We start from the raw sequence: 14,896 nt of genomic DNA, 5'->3' as shown, positions 1-14,896 counted from the left end.
CGAAGAAGCCTTTTGCAATTTTTAGTCTTTGATCGGCACGACCAACATATCGACGGGTGAGGTGTTGATAAGCTGTCTGGTAGACGACAGGATTTTGCTCCAAAAGTCTTGATGGTGACCACACACCACTAAATCGACATTGTATTCACCAATGGTATCGCGCAGCTCATTACTTAAGTCACCGCTGCCAACCAATGAATGTTTAATCGGGTAATTCGCGTACTCAGCAAATTCTCTTAGCTGAGTCATCGAGGCTTCCATGGCCTGATGCTGTGTCTCTGCCATATTGAGGTCAATCAAGCCGGTATAAAGCTCGGCATAGTTGACGTCGATATGAATAAACGATATCTCGGCATCCAATGGTTTCGCGAGTGAGACCGCTTTGTCTATGAGCATTTTGCTTTCTTCTGAGAGATCTAATGCGACCATAATATGTTTGTAACCCATAACGCACTCCTCCTGACGTTCGTCCTACTAAAAACATAGCATTTAACACCTGAAAATTATGCTGATGTGATCCCAAATCGGTCGTCATAGCTATAAAACTCTGCCTTGTCGTGACTAAATACAACGAGTCTCCCTCAATAATTTTCTCAATTACAAGACGACAAAATGTGAGCAAAGTCGCTAAAGTTTTCTAGAATCAAAGTAAGCGCTGAGTGCACAGTTGTTGCCAGGTTTGGGCATGAGATCAGAAGACTCCTCAATTAGTTATGTTATAGTGGCGTTAATTCCAGTTACGAAATTAGGAGTCGTAAATGCTTTCTCCATCTATGGTTCAACACCTGAACGAGCAAATTAACCTCGAATTCTTTTCATCCAATCTATACTTACAAATGAGTGCTTGGTGTGAAGACAAAGGATTTGAAGGCGCGGCAGAATTTCTTCGTAAGCATGCGGACGAAGAAATGCAGCACATGCAAAGATTGTTTACCTACGTAAGCGAAACCGGTGCACTGCCAATTTTGGGCAGTATTGAGGCACCTCGTCACGATTTTGAAAGCCTTGGCGATGTGTTCCGCGAAACGTACAAACATGAGCAGATGATTACGGAGAAAATCAACAAGCTGGCGCATGTTGCCTTCTCGGCTCAAGACTACTCAACGTTCAACTTTCTTCAGTGGTATGTTGCGGAGCAGCATGAAGAAGAAAAATTGTTTAAAGGGATCTTAGATAAGCTAGAACTCGTAGGTGAAAATGGACAGGCGTTATTCTTCATCGACAAGGATTTAGCAACGTTAGCAAAAGAGGGTTCTTCTTCCATTATGGACGCCCCTGCTGAGTAACATCAGCGTTTAAAAGACCATTGATTGTCTTTTTCTCTTGGGTGTCTAGGAAGACGTAGGGAGGAAAAGATGATCAGTGGAGACACTATTCTATTAGCATTGATGCTCATTACCTCAGTCAATATGGCGAGGTATCTGACAGCACTACGCGCACTAATTTTCATCATGCGTGAGGCACATCCGCTCTTGTATCAGCAAGTCGACGGACGTGGCTTTTTCACGACGCACGGCAATATGTCGAAGCAAGTGAGGCTGTATCACTATCTCAAAAGCAAAGAATACCATCACCACCATGATCCGGTGTTTACAGGTAAGTGTGATCGCGTCCGTGAGTTGTTTGTACTCTGTGTGGCGTTGACAGGTGTGACCTTACTTGCTGGCTTTATGCTTTAGACGATAGCTGACAATAGTGAGCCGGTTGCGGTCGTGTACGGCGCAACGAACTTGGTGTCAGTCTCCGGCTGCTTAGTAGCGTTGGAAGTGTTGGCTTTAATCGATGAAGCCGCTAGAATAGCGCCAGATTGTTGAAGGGATGTGCAATACGCACATCCTTTTTTTATTTGAATTTTGTCGGAAAACCGTGATGAATCAGAAAGTTGATGTGGTGATTATTGGTGCAGGCGCTGCGGGGTTGATGTGCGCAGCAGAAGCGGGCAAGCGAGGTCGTCGCGTGCTGGTGCTGGATCATGCAAAAAAACCAGGTCGTAAAATTCTGATTTCCGGTGGTGGTAAGTGTAACTTTACTAACTACGATGTGTCGGCAAACAACTATTTATGTCAAAACCCACACTTCGTAAAATCGGCGCTGTCGCAATACACTAACTGGGACTTTATCTCGTTAGTCAGTAAATACGGCATCGAGTTTGAAGAGCGCGATCACGGTCAGCTGTTTTGCCTAGAGTCAGCGAAAGACATCGTTAAAATGATGCTCTCTGAGTGTGAGTCTCCAAACATTCAGTTCCGCTACCAAACCGATGTGCATAGCATCGAGAAAACCGAGCAAGGCTTCTCTTTGCATGCCGATACCGACACGATTGAATGTGACTCTTTAGTGGTGGCTACGGGTGGTCTTTCAATGCCAAAACTGGGTGCGACGCCGTTTGGTTATAAGATTGCCGAGCAATTTGGCCTTGAAGTTGTGCCAACGACAGCGGGTTTAGTGCCATTTACGCTGCACAAAGAAGACAAAGAAGATTTTGCGGAGCTCTCTGGCATTGCCGTTCCAGCAGAGATTACGGCGAATGATGGTACGCTCTTCAAAGAAGCATTGCTGTTCACTCACCGTGGATTGTCTGGTCCATCGGTGCTGCAGATTTCCTCGTTCTGGAAGCCGGGACAAAACGTGTCGGTGAACCTAGCACCAGAGGCAGATATTGAAGAGCTTCTGACGCGCTCGCTAGAGAAACATCCTAATCAAAGCCTGAAAAATACCTTAGCACGATTATTGCCAAAGCGTTTGGTCGAAGTGCTGATTGAGCGTAAGGTGTTTGCGGATAAGCCACTTAAACAGTACAACCCGAAAGAGCTGGTGGCGATTCGTGAGTCACTAGAAAACTGGACGATTGCGCCTAATGGCACCGAAGGCTATCGCACTGCAGAGGTGACGCTGGGCGGAGTGAACACTAACCACCTTTCTTCTAAAACGATGGAGTGTAAGTCTATTGAGGGCTTGTACTTTATCGGTGAAGTCATGGACGTGACGGGTTGGTTAGGGGGTTACAACTTCCAATGGTGCTGGTCATCAGGATTTGTGGCGGGTCAGCACGTATAATTATCGCAACAGAGTTCTATCGTAATTTCGATCGCATTCAAACTAGATTCCTGCCTACGCAGGAATGACGTACGTTTTGGATTTGTCTTACCCTAAAATTTCGTCACCCCTGCGCAGGCAGGGGTCTACTGCAAGCGCATTCCAAGCTTTAAATTGTCATTAGCCTAGCAACAGGCTCGAGAGCCGTTATTTTAGTTCCCATTTCTCTACAATCGCTTCGGCACGTGCCAGTAACTCAGTGCTCGATGTCGATTGCATGAACGCTGCGTTATCACGCACTTGCTCGACAGTGTGCGCGCCAGCAATCACAGGCCCTACTTCTTCTTGCGCCACAAGCCAGTGGATCGCTAAGTGTGAAAGCGGAATGTTGGCTTCTTTAGCCAGCGCTTTTAGCTCTTCAACACAGTTGAAGTAGGGTTCAAACGCTTCGCCATTGAGTTTAGGGTTGTTACGACGGTCGTCGTTCTCATCCCAGTTACCAGAGCGCTTTAACGTACCCGTCAGCAGACCCTGCATTAGCGGTGAGTACGGTAGGTACTTCATGTCGTGCTCTTTACAGAACGGCAGCGCTTCTTCACGTGCACGGTATTGCAGCGGAATGTTGTGGTAATGCTCTGGGTTTTGCTCAAGTAGGTTGTAGAGACCTTGGAAGGTCGCCACTTCAACACCTGTCATCATCTCACGCGTCATATCAAGCGAGTAGTTCGATACACCGACGTGGCGAATTTTGCCTTGTCGTTTAAGTTCAGCCAGTGCCTCTGCCGTTTCTGAAATTGGCGTGTTTGGATCTGGCCAATGCACTTGGTACAGGTCGATGTACTCAGTTTGCAAGCGAGTTAGTGAGTCATCAATCTCTTTGGAGATGCTCTCTTTTGTCAGATCTTTACGAGTCTTTTTGCGCTCATCTTGAGACCATGGCAGGCCACACTTGGTCGCGATGATAATGTTGTCGCGAGACTCGGTTTTCAGCGCTTGGCCAAGTACCGTTTCCGCGTGACCTTTACCGTAAACCGGTGCAACATCGAAAAAGTTGATGCCGTTGTCGAGCGCCGCTTTGATTGCTTTGATGGATTCATTGTCAGAGACGTTGTTCCAAGTCCCGCCGATTGCCCAGCAGCCAAAACCCACCGCTGAGGCATTAAGATCTTTGATTTGTTTGTTTTTCATCATTCGTTCTCTTGTTTTCTCATTCAAGGGTCGGGATTGGATTACTTAAGTTCCGGCCAGTACTCTTTGTTCGCTTCGAGCATGTCATCAAGGATAAGCTTCGCCACTTTCGCTGATGGAATGGTTTTGTTAAGCGCAAAGGCTTGCAGCGCTTTGTCGTAAGAGCCTTCAATTGCAGCATCAACTAAGCACTTCTCAGACATTAGCTGTTGCTGCAGCATGCCTTGGTAGAAGTGTGGCACTTCACCCACTTGGATTGGGTAGACTTTATCGCGGCCGAGTAGTGCAGGCACTTCCACCATTGCGTCATCTGGCAAGCCTTTGATGATGCCGTTGTTAGGAATGATCACTAGCCACTTCTGGCGTAGGTCATAAGCCATCGACATCGCCACGTCTGCAATAAACTCACCGTGCACGCCAACATGGAATTTGCCTTCAACGTTGCCATCTGATGCTTTGATTTGCTCAATCGCTTCAAACATCTTCTTCTCACGACCTTCCATGACCTCGTTAGCACGAGTGTGCTCTGGGTTAGACTGAGCCACGATATCATCAGCCATTAGGTAGTATTGAAGGTAAGTGTTTGGCACGTACTCTGGGAACATTTGCATTAGAGGCTGAGTGTTCTTGAAGGTTTTAATCCAAGAAGGCTCAGAGTGACACGCGTTTTCCACTTCTTCTTCAGTCAGCATGCCGAATTTTTGGATGTGGCTACGAAGGAACGGGATTTTCTCTTCGCCATCAACTTTGATAGACGTAAACCAGCCGTAGTGGTTCAGGCCGAAGTACTCAACGTCGAGATCATAACGATTCACACCAAGGATATTCGATAGGTTACGCTCAATCGCCACTGGCATGTCACAGATGTTAAGCACGCGAGCGTTAGGACGTAGGCGGTGAACTGCATCAGCCACAATCGCCGCTGGGTTTGAGTAGTTCAGCATCCAGCAAGATTCTTTAGCGAAGCGCTCCATATGATCGATAAGCTCAATCATTGGGAAGATAGTACGCATGCCGTAAGCCAGACCGCCAGCACCACAAGTCTCTTGGCCTACACAGCCGTGACGAAGAGGGATTTTTTCGTCAGTTTCACGCATCTTGTACTGACCTACGCGGATTTGAGCAAACACGAAGTCAGCGTGAGAGAAAGCCACTTCTGGTTCCGTCGTCACCGTCAGTTTCACGTGTGGAGCGTGAGTTTTGACCACGTAGTCCACCAATACTGCAACGTTGTCTTGGCGCTCGGCATCAATGTCGTACATGCGGATTTCCGCGATAGGGAAGTCACCCCCTTTCATTAGAAGAGCTTTAACGATACCGGCAGTGTATGTTGAGCCGCCGCCTGCGATTGCGATGATTTGTGGTTGCTTGGTCATAACCAACTCCAATTTGATTTTGAATGCTGTTCGGATATTTTAAAGGTCATGTAATTTATAACCTATATTGAATAAGTCTTATCCTATGGATTTGATCTGATGTGACAAATTGAATACCTTTAATGTGTGATCGTATTCAAACAATAGTTGGGATTGGTTATGGAAATACGGGTTTTCTATGCCCTCTTTTACGAGATAAGTAGATTGCCAGTTTGTGAGCGTTAGGGTGAAACCAGGCTTCGGTATAATCAAAGTAGCGCCCATCTTCTAGGTTGGATATTGAGCGCAGGTTCATGATCGGGTGGCTTTTCTCCATTCCAAGCAAGGCCATAATCTCCTCATCGGAGTCAACGGCGGTGAACTCTTGGCGACTGCCTTGTATCAACATTCCTTTCTCATGCTCGACATAATCGAATTTTGATTTCTGTAACGTAGAGATATTGAGGTCGGGAAACAATGCGACCGGCATATAGCTGTCTTCGACAATCCTTGGTTGGTCATCAATAAACTTCACCCGACGTATGTAATACAAGGGCTCGTTGGGTTTTAGTCCTAGGAGTTTATGGACGGGGGCGTTGTCACTACTCATCAAAAATTGCGTCACCTGATACTTCACGGTTTTATTGTTGTGGGTCAGGATTTCAGAGGTGCCAGCCAAACAATTGAGTTGATGCGAATATTGCTTTTCCAGTACATAGGTACCAGACCCACGGCGCTTTTCGACCAGCTTGAGCTTAACCAGTTCATCCACGGCCTTGCGAATGGTGATGCGGCTGACTTGGTACTCTTCAATTAACTGCTTTTCTGTCGGTAATGCTGATCCAACGCTGTACACATCCGCGTTGATCTTCTCTTTTAAGCTCTCTAATACTTTTACGTATAGCACGATGTCATTTCCAAAAAATTATTGGTTATATCAATATCAAAATAACATAATAAATTGGTTCTATATTAGGTCATTCATCACATTCTAGGTGCAACAAAGTTGTTATGACTTCTTTTCTGAATAAAGTGATTTTCAGAAAGAAAATAATTAATAGCGTATTTAGGAACATCAATAATGAACAAAGAAGCTATAACCACTTATATGAGTGACTTATCGCGCGCCATGCTGGCACCGATATATGTCCTTCCACTAGTGGGTTTTGTGATTGCCATCGGAGCGGCAACAACCAACCCAGGCATTGTCGAAGTACTGCCTTTCTTAGATGCCCCTTTCTTTAAAGGGATGGGAGAAGTGTTGGTTTGGTCAACGCTGAGCGTTCTTATTAACCTGCATATCATCTTCGCTGTCGGTATTTCGATGGGGCTTGCGAAAAAAGACAAGCACCTAGCTGGCTTTAACGCGCTGATCATCTACTTCATCTACTTGTACACCATGCATACCTATATGAAGTTCAATGGTCTGCTATTAGATGGTGACTTAGGGGGAACCGGTCAGGCGAACATCCTTGGCTTGCAAGTGGTCGATACAGGTATCTTCGTTGGCATGCTGATCGGTATTGTTAACGCTTACTTCCACAACAAATACAGCCAAAAGGTACTTAAAGGCGCGCTATCACTATACGGTGAATCTCGACTTGTGCTTATTATCATGATCCCGGTTGCGATTGGCCTTGGTATTCTGTTTACCCACATCTGGCCACCGGTTCAGCACGCTATCTTCGGCTTTGGCGAAAGCATTCGCGGCGCAGGTTCTATGGGTGTTGGTGTGTACGGTTTCCTAGAGCGTATCTTGATTCCAACAGGTCTTCACCACTTGCTTTGGGTGCCAATGCACTTCTCTGATCTCGGTGGCTGTGCTGCTGTCGCAGGTCAAAACTACTGCGGCATCGAGAATATCTTCCTTGCTGAAATTGGTGACCCAGAGACTACGCGTCTTTCTAGTTCAATCGTGTTTGACTCACGCAGCCTAGTAAAAATCTTTGGTTTGACAGGTGCGGGTCTTGCTATGTACCACTGTGCTGACCAAGACAAGCGCGAAAAAGTGAAAGCGATTGTGTTCCCTGCTGTGTTGTCTTCTATTTTGGTGGGTGTTACTGAGCCGATTGAATTCTCATTCCTTTTCGTAGCGCCAATCCTGTTTGTTGTGCACGCTATCCTTACTGGTCTATTCATGGCTGTGTTGTCGTTGCTGGATGTCGTGGCGGTAGGTAAAGGTGGTCTTATCGACTTCATCGTTTACAACATTCCACTGGGTACCGATAAAACCGATTGGCCGATGTACGTGGCGATTGGTCTGGTTCAGCTAGCGGTGTACTACTTTGTGTTCCGCGCGCTGATCACGCACCTCAATCTAAAAACCATTGGTCGCGGTGAAGCTGAAATGAAGCTACAAACCAAAGACGACTACAAGAACCGCAACAAAACAGACGCCATTGATATTGCAGTCGGTGAGTTCAACTCGATTGCTATCATTGAAGGTCTAGGTGGTAAAGATAACATCGTTGATGTGCAAAACTGCTACACCCGATTGCGTGTGGAGGTTCGTGACCCATCTTTGGTGGACGAGGCGAAAATTCAAGAATCGAACCCTATGGGTCTGGTCAACAAAGGCCAAAACATTCAAATCATCTTCGGCAGTCACGTAGCATCCGTGCGCCAGGAAGTGAATGAGTTCTTGGAGGCGATGGCGTAAGCGCTAATACCTTTTCCTCCCTCTACGAAAAAGGCCTAGGTGACGATACTGTCCCTAGGCCTCTTTGATCTCAAGTGTGTAATGTCGTTACATCAACCACTTCCACCAAATAAACACGGCAAGGAAACCAAACAGGTAAACAAGACCAATAATCGATAGTGCTTTTAGTTTACTACCCATTTGCAGCGCTTTAGGAAGAGCCGTTTTAGACACTAAAACATAATTGAGCAGTGCAAACACTGGAGTGGTAACAAACGCCATGATCATCGCAAAGTTGAGCATTGGCATCAGTGCTTTGGCAAAGAAAGCGATAATCGAAATAGCCGCAATCGACACCACAATGACCCATGCTTGGTAAGACTTCGGGTTCTCTTCAGTCTTGTTTTGAAGCAGGCGCTGTGACTCGGCAATTGCGCGCGAGTAGCCATCAATCACGGTAATGGTGCTGCCAAAAATACAGAAGAAGGCAATCACAGCGATCAGGTAGCGTGACCATTCACCAATGGTTGATGCGTACATGCCGACTATTTGATGAGAGAACCCCACTCCCGAAGCAGACAGCTCTGTCCCAGAACCGTGGATAACCAGTGCGCCCAGCGCAACAAAAACCAAGGCTAATAAAGCCGTACCAATATAGCCCACATTAAAATCGAACAGCGCCGACTCAGCGGTCACTTTCTGCTTCTTACACTGACTCTTAAGCCACATGGACGTGATGCTAGATATCTCAATCGGTGCAGGCATCCAACCCATAGTCACTACGATAAAGCCGATGGCGGCAATGGTCCACGGAGATGGGGCTTGATAATCGGCGGGCGCGACGCTGCCGTTAGACGCTGCGATAATCACCGCTGTCACAGTTGCCACCGTCAATGTGGCCATAATCGCTTTGGACAGTCCGTCGAGCGCTTTGTAGTGACCGGCGAATAAAATCCCAATACAGGTCACCAGCACAACCCCGCAAAGGGCAAGCGAGGACAGCTCAAATGGTAAAAAGTAGCCGAGTAAACTGGCGCTAAACAAGAGTAGTGCTGCCGTATTGACCACTGCGGAAATGACCGTCAGCAGCGTAAATACCCAAAGGTATCCACGGCCTAATCCTTCATAGCCTTGAATCAGACTATTGCCTGTACCGACGGTGTACTGAACCCCAGCTCTAAAAAATGGGTATTTAAATAGATTAACGAGCAAGATCAGTGCTGCGAGTTGCCAGCCATAGATGGCACCTGCTTTAGTAGAAGCAACAAGGTGAGAACCACCAACGGCGGCCGCTGCCATCATGATGCCTGGACCAAGAGAACGTACTAAGTGAGATAAGCCTGGGCGTGATGCTGGCTCTGAAGGGAGTGAAGTATCCATGACATGAGTCCTTTATGATTATTATCCGTACTGCAATCGCTGTAAAAAATTATTTACGAAACGATAAAAAATTATTTCCAACACATTCATTTCTACAGTAATTTCAGCAGGATGCAATGTGATGGAATGAAAAGGACGCCTTGGTTTGGTCGGTGTATCTATAAAATGAGTTAGAAGTGGATGTTTGTGCTGATTATCTTGGGATAGATAATGCATCCTCATTGGAGGTTGGCAAAAAAGAGTAGGAAAAATATTGGAAGGAGTCGCGAGCACAAAGGCTCGCGACGCTAGTAATAGGGTGCTATCTAGCGATTAAGTTTTAGGTTTTCTCTTCAGCTGCTGCACAACCAGTCCAATCACAATTAACATTAAGCCGACGAGTGTCGATGGATGGATTTCTTCGCCGATAACGGTGGCAAGCAGCATCAGTGAGATAAATGGCGAAGCAAAGATCAGATTACTGATACGCGCAGTATTTTGTGTCAGCTTCAAAGCGCTCAGCCAAAGAACAAAGGTAATACCCATTTCGAAAAGACCCACATAGCTTACCGCCAGCCAGCCCTTTAGGGTGATACTTGACCAAGCGGCGCCCTCATAGATCGCGACACCGAAAGCAAATGGTAACGCCACCAAAAAGCCGAGCAGTACACCAACAACCGGATCGGCAGTGTTTTTGGTGTTCAGGATCCAATAGCCTGCCCAAAGCAAAGTGGAAAGCAGCGCTAGTGCCACGCCTGCTGGACTATCAAATTGCAGTCCTAGCACATCCCCTTTAGTAGCGATGACCACCACGCCTAAATAGCCGAGTGCACACGCAAACCAATCTTGCGGACGGATTTTCTGTTTTAGGAATACCGCCGCCATTAAGGTTAATGTGATTGCCCAGCTGTAATTGATGGGCTGCGCTTGCGACGCTGGCAGTAAGTCATACGCCTTGAACAGAATAAGGTAATACGCGAGTGGGTTGATGAGTCCCAGCAATAGGTAGTACCAAGGATTGGAAAAAAACGTGGTTTTGAGTTGAGACAGCGTCCCTTTTACGGCACAGACAATGACCAGAGCGATGGTTGAGGCAACCGATGCTGCGGCGACCATTTGCGCAGGGGTAAATTCAGCCAATGTGAGTTTAAATGCCGTCGCGACCGTAGACCACAGTAGGACAGCAGATAACCCAAACAGCAGGGCTTTGCGTTCGTTTTGCATGGAGAGTTAGCATTAGGATGGAGTAAACAATGTCTGCATCTTACCAGTGAATGGCATTCTGAAAACAGCAGTTTGTGGTGACGAATCACACAAGATTGCAGCGAGCTCAACTAAAGTGAGATCAGCGGTGGCAGCGGTGTCAGATCGATCAATGGCGCTTGTTGCCATGAAGGTTCACTGGCAAACAGCCATAAGGTATCAACGTGATTTCCTTTAAGTGAAGAAATGTCGACGAGACTCATTAAGGCGTAAAAACGCCGTACATAGTGCACGGTCTCATTGGGCAGTTTGAGTTTTGAGAATTCACGACTGCCCGCTTTATTGATTGCGCGTTGTACTCGTCCTTCTCCCGCGTTATAGGCCGCTAGAGTAAGATTAATATCGCCCTCAAATTTTCGATATAAAAATGACAGATATTGCATCGCTGCCTGCGTGCTCGGCTCGATGTCAAATCGCTGATCGAGGTTTTGCTCTACGATTAACCCGAAGCGTTTTGCGGTGGCAGGCATGAGTTGCCAGAGCCCAGCGGCTTTCGCTGGTGAAACCGCCTTGGGGTTATAGGAAGATTCTAGCATCGGCACCAGTACGAGGCTTTCTGGTAGTGACCTTTTGCTTAGTTGTTTGAATATCTCATCCACTAAAGGACTGAACTCTTCGAACTTTTTAGTGATATGGGTTTGATAGGGTTTTAACGTGGCGATGTGCGGCGCTATGTCCGCTTGGGCTGGGGCACCTTGGGTCGGCTTGGCATAACTCACGCTGTGCCCAAGGCACAGCAGGCTCATCACTAGCAAAGTATGCCAGTGAGGTTGGCGCCAATAACGGCTAAACCGTTCGAGCATGTTCCTCATAACTGTGCTGTTTTTGACCCGTTAACTCGCCGAGTAATTCTTGGAAAGCGGCAGAGCTTTGGCCGTTGTTTTGGTTGTATTTTTGGCACTGTGCAATCAAAGACTCAAGGATGTGCCATTGTTTGTGCACGTTGTCTGACAGCTTTGCAGGCAGCGCTCTAATTAAGCGTTCAACCCCAGCTTGAGAGCAAGGCAGTTTTAATTGGGTGAGTGCCTGACTGCGGTTGCTGGCATTGCGGCCAAGTTGATTCAATATCGGCAGTTGGCTCTGGATATTGTCGCTCAGCGATTCCCCATCAAACTTGAGGTACAAGGCTTTTTGATGTTGCAGTAGTGCGAGCAGTTTTCGGTACAGTTTAATATCGTCAGAAATGCTCAGCACGAAGGCTTGTACTAGCTCGGTTTTCGATGCGGCCATGGTTGGTTACTCCACTCAATGGGGTCGCGTGCTTAGGATTCGTGACCAGTATGAAAACGCATCACCGCTTGCGACAGGGCTTTAACATCCAGACCCAATTCGCCATTCGCCAGTGCATTACGCACCGCTTCGACTTTGGCCATATCCACATTTGGCATAGCAGCGAGTTCGGCTTGTGCCTTGTCTAGCGCGGCTGTGTTGGCGTTGAATGCGGCTTCAGACACGGTTTTACGCTGCGGCGTTTCTGCGGTTTGAGTTTTAGACTGGTTGAAGTTAGTTTGTGGAACATGTCCGCCAGCCACTTTGTCGATTTTCATGGTGTTGCTGTCCTATCAAGATGTCGATAACAGTATAGGGCGACAAAGCGAGCGACAGTATTAAATCTGCCCACCTAAATTGTTGCCCTTTTTTTCTATCTTAATCTCAGTATTAATTTCGAGCGTGCTGTGTGAAATTTGTTACCTTGAGTCAGAAAATTAAAACTGAGTGTGAACTTGGTTCAAGCCAGTGACAACGGCGCGAATCACTTTCTTCGACTGGCTATTTTGTACTTTGATCTGTTCACCTTCTCCTGCCGTTTGTAGCGCGACGCCCTTGGTGGTGGCATTAAAGCCTCCCTTGGCGGCGATGATCACCACTTCGTTGCCCTTCTCGACCAACGGTGGATTGCTGACAAACTTAGCATCAATGATCTGCCCGGCACGCATCCTTCGCGTGACCTGTTTACCACGCAATGTCGACAGGTCGGTCACAAAGGCCGTTGCGCGCGACAAGGTGCGTGTTTCGAGTCGAACCGATGTGGCATCTACCGTGGTATGACGATTGAGCGTGGTGGTTGCCACTGCCACAGGCAAGGATAAGGTCGCCTTGATGCTGGCATTAATGCGCCAATCATTCACTCCGTCTTCACAGCTGACGCTGCGTTTTAAATTGCCTACAGGCAGCGCTTGATGGTCACGGCTACTGATGATGAGCGGTGCTATGCATTGATCGAGATGTTTTGCTGACTCTGGAACCAATATCACCAGTTTGGCGTCGTGCTTACCCCAGCGATGGCGCTCGGCGAGCTGCTCAATCTCCAAATCAAGCGCGTGGCGCACCGCGTGCTCGATATCCAACCGCGTCATTTTGGCGTGGCTGGTGGCGAAAGCAGACAGTGATATTGCCCCCAATAATAGACCTATGATCCATTTCCCCATGTCATATCTCGCTTCCGTGAATCGGAAGTTCCTCTTCCTTTGTTTTGTGTAATTCATTGTTTTTATTGAAATAAAAAATTGGCACGCATCTTGTTGTTAATTAGGGACGACCGCCCATTTAAGGACAAAGAGATGGCAATCAGTTTTGACAGTGCGTTAGGCGTGCATCCCGAAGCACTCAATTTTCGAGTTCAGAGAACCAAGGTGCTAGCCAGTAACTTAGCAAATGTCGATACACCTGGGTACCTAGCAAAAGACCTGAGCTTTACCACGGTGATGAAGCAAGCCAGCGCCAATGGTGTGCACAGCACGACACCAAAGTTGGACATTGCCACTCAATACTCCGTGCCGTACCAGAACAGCAAAGACGGTAACACGGTAGAGCTGGGCGTTGAGCAGGCCAAATTCACCCAAAACAACATGGATTTTCAAACTAGCCTGACCTTCATGAACATGAAGTTTAGCGGGCTAGCGAAAGCGATTGAGGGACGTTAATCATGTCATTTACCGATATTTATTCTATCGCTGGCTCAGCCATGACGGCGCAAACGGTACGACTTAACACCGTGGCCAGTAACCTTGCCAACGCAGACGCCGTGTCGGCCAACCCAGATGACGCTTATAAGCCGCTCAAGCCTGTGTTTGCCACTGTCTACAGCCAAACCCAATTGGCGAGTGATCAAGGGGTGTACCCCAATGCCGAAGTGCGCATTGTCGATGTGGTGAATAGTGGTGCTAAAGCCGAACAACGTTTTGAGCCGAATAACCCACTCGCCAATGAAGAAGGTTATGTCTACTACCCGGGCGTTGATGTGGTGGCGGAAATGGCAGACATGATGTCCGCATCACGCAGCTTTGAAACCAATGTGGAAGTGCTGTCGAATGTGAAAAGCATGCAGCAAGGATTACTTCGTTTAGGGCAGGGCAGCTAATGAGTATTGCACAGTTCACCGCGCTGGATACGGACTCTCCAGTCGCCCAGCAAACTAATGCTAATGTGTCTGCGAATCCGCAAGACGCCAACAGCGCTAGCTCACTACAAAATGAGTTTATCACCTTAATGGTGGCGCAAATCCAGAACCAAGATCCACTCAACCCGCTTGATGGCACCGAGTACGTTAGCCAACTGGCGCAGTTCTCTCAGGTACAAAGTACCGAGAACATGTCAACACTAATGCAAAACAGCATGGTGCTTCTCGACAACATGCAGGTGCTATCGACTGCAAGCCTAGTGGGTCAAACCGTGTATGTCAGCAGCAACGAGGTTGAACTGGCGGACGGCGCGCAAAAAGGTCGTATTGAGCTCGCCCATTCATCGAGCCAAGTGAATGTGGTGGTGGAAGACGAGTTTGGTCAAAAAACCAAAGTGCCACTGGGCGCTCACCCTGCCGGTGACGTGGATTTCACCATCAACCCAGAAGAGCTGGGTCTTAAGCCGGGCAAGTACTCTATTTCAGTCGAAGTACAAGACGGTCAAGCGCAGCCAAATTTGCTGCTGGCAGGTGAAGTTCAACAAGTCCGTATTCCTAGCACAGGCGGCGCGGCGATGGTCAATGTCGCTGGCGTGGGCAATGTGCCTTTCTATGAAATCAGTCAGTTTGGTGCTTAGCGCCGAGTGTAAAACCCAT

Annotated in this window: 17 protein-coding genes; 7 read left to right on the top strand and 10 right to left on the bottom strand. The window is 47.6% G+C overall.

Annotated features, from left to right (window positions below):
- Positions 1–21: 21 nt before the first annotated feature.
- Positions 22–447 (bottom strand): universal stress protein, encoded by a 426-nt coding sequence (locus PG915_RS00410; RefSeq protein WP_353497431.1) that lies wholly within the window; start codon positions 445–447, stop codon positions 22–24.
- 311 nt (positions 448–758) lie between these two features.
- Between PG915_RS00410 and ftnA the strand changes: the two genes are divergently transcribed.
- The 3 genes from ftnA to PG915_RS00395 all read left to right on the top strand — a co-directional run bounded on the left by ftnA (position 759) and on the right by PG915_RS00395 (position 3,057).
- A complete protein-coding gene (gene ftnA / locus PG915_RS00405; protein ID WP_042502012.1) occupies positions 759–1,286 on the top strand; it encodes a non-heme ferritin in 528 nt (175 codons plus the stop codon).
- 69 nt (positions 1,287–1,355) lie between these two features.
- Complete coding sequence (gene uspB, locus PG915_RS00400) at positions 1,356–1,679, top strand: universal stress protein UspB (protein WP_353497430.1); 324 nt, start codon at positions 1,356–1,358, stop codon at positions 1,677–1,679.
- Positions 1,680–1,869: 190 nt separating this feature from the next.
- Positions 1,870–3,057, top strand: coding sequence for an NAD(P)/FAD-dependent oxidoreductase (locus PG915_RS00395; protein WP_353497429.1), 1,188 nt, complete (start codon positions 1,870–1,872; stop codon positions 3,055–3,057).
- A 186-nt stretch (positions 3,058–3,243) separates the two neighbouring features.
- On the opposite strand, the gene PG915_RS00390 is transcribed toward PG915_RS00395, so the two are convergent.
- The 3 genes from PG915_RS00390 to PG915_RS00380 all read right to left on the bottom strand — a co-directional run bounded on the left by PG915_RS00390 (position 3,244) and on the right by PG915_RS00380 (position 6,486).
- On the bottom strand, positions 3,244–4,227 hold the full coding sequence (locus tag PG915_RS00390) for an aldo/keto reductase (protein WP_353497428.1): 984 nt from the start codon (positions 4,225–4,227) through the stop codon (positions 3,244–3,246).
- Between the two features lie 38 nt (positions 4,228–4,265).
- Positions 4,266–5,600, bottom strand: a complete 1,335-nt coding sequence (locus tag PG915_RS00385; RefSeq protein WP_353497427.1) for a 6-phospho-alpha-glucosidase — start codon at positions 5,598–5,600, stop codon at positions 4,266–4,268.
- A 157-nt stretch (positions 5,601–5,757) separates the two neighbouring features.
- Positions 5,758–6,486, bottom strand: coding sequence for a GntR family transcriptional regulator (locus PG915_RS00380; RefSeq protein WP_353497426.1), 729 nt, complete (start codon positions 6,484–6,486; stop codon positions 5,758–5,760).
- A gap of 174 nt (positions 6,487–6,660) precedes the next feature.
- On the opposite strand from PG915_RS00380, the gene PG915_RS00375 reads away from it, so the two are divergent.
- Positions 6,661–8,238: a PTS transporter subunit EIIC gene (locus PG915_RS00375; RefSeq protein ID WP_353497425.1), complete on the top strand. Its 1,578-nt coding sequence runs from the start codon at positions 6,661–6,663 to the stop codon at positions 8,236–8,238.
- An 87-nt stretch (positions 8,239–8,325) separates the two neighbouring features.
- On the opposite strand, the gene PG915_RS00370 is transcribed toward PG915_RS00375, so the two are convergent.
- The 6 genes from PG915_RS00370 to flgA form a co-directional block, all read right to left on the bottom strand.
- Complete coding sequence (locus PG915_RS00370; protein WP_353497424.1) at positions 8,326–9,597, bottom strand: NRAMP family divalent metal transporter; 1,272 nt, start codon at positions 9,595–9,597, stop codon at positions 8,326–8,328.
- A gap of 312 nt (positions 9,598–9,909) precedes the next feature.
- The gene (locus tag PG915_RS00365; RefSeq protein ID WP_353497423.1) at positions 9,910–10,800 is read right to left on the bottom strand and encodes a DMT family transporter; all 891 of its coding nucleotides are present in this window, start codon (positions 10,798–10,800) and stop codon (positions 9,910–9,912) included.
- 110 nt (positions 10,801–10,910) lie between these two features.
- Complete coding sequence (locus tag PG915_RS00360; RefSeq protein WP_418642303.1) at positions 10,911–11,585, bottom strand: lytic transglycosylase domain-containing protein; 675 nt, start codon at positions 11,583–11,585, stop codon at positions 10,911–10,913.
- A gap of 40 nt (positions 11,586–11,625) precedes the next feature.
- Positions 11,626–12,069, bottom strand: coding sequence for a flagellar export chaperone FlgN (gene flgN / locus PG915_RS00355; RefSeq protein ID WP_353497421.1), 444 nt, complete (start codon positions 12,067–12,069; stop codon positions 11,626–11,628).
- A 32-nt stretch (positions 12,070–12,101) separates the two neighbouring features.
- Positions 12,102–12,386 carry a flagellar biosynthesis anti-sigma factor FlgM gene (gene flgM / locus PG915_RS00350; RefSeq protein ID WP_042502029.1) on the bottom strand — a complete coding sequence of 95 codons (285 nt, stop codon included), beginning with the start codon at positions 12,384–12,386 and terminating at the stop codon, positions 12,102–12,104.
- Positions 12,387–12,545: 159 nt separating this feature from the next.
- On the bottom strand, positions 12,546–13,268 hold the full coding sequence (flgA, locus tag PG915_RS00345) for a flagellar basal body P-ring formation chaperone FlgA (protein WP_353497420.1): 723 nt from the start codon (positions 13,266–13,268) through the stop codon (positions 12,546–12,548).
- A gap of 132 nt (positions 13,269–13,400) precedes the next feature.
- Here flgA and flgB point away from each other — a divergent pair, with 132 nt between their 5' ends.
- From flgB to flgD, 3 genes are read left to right on the top strand one after another with little or no spacing between them, the layout of a single operon-like run.
- Positions 13,401–13,763, top strand: coding sequence for a flagellar basal body rod protein FlgB (gene flgB / locus PG915_RS00340; RefSeq protein ID WP_042502033.1), 363 nt, complete (start codon positions 13,401–13,403; stop codon positions 13,761–13,763).
- A 2-nt stretch (positions 13,764–13,765) separates the two neighbouring features.
- On the top strand, positions 13,766–14,200 hold the full coding sequence (gene flgC, locus PG915_RS00335; RefSeq protein WP_353497419.1) for a flagellar basal body rod protein FlgC: 435 nt from the start codon (positions 13,766–13,768) through the stop codon (positions 14,198–14,200).
- Positions 14,200–14,877, top strand: a complete 678-nt coding sequence (flgD, locus tag PG915_RS00330; protein WP_353497418.1) for a flagellar hook assembly protein FlgD — start codon at positions 14,200–14,202, stop codon at positions 14,875–14,877. The genes flgC and flgD overlap by 1 nt, the downstream gene beginning before the upstream one ends.
- Positions 14,878–14,896: the final 19 nt, after the last annotated feature.

The sequence above is a fragment of the Vibrio sp. CB1-14 genome, from assembly GCF_040412085.2.
Lineage (GTDB): Bacteria > Pseudomonadota > Gammaproteobacteria > Enterobacterales > Vibrionaceae > Vibrio > Vibrio chaetopteri.
This window is presented reverse-complemented; position numbering and strand designations above follow the sequence as displayed.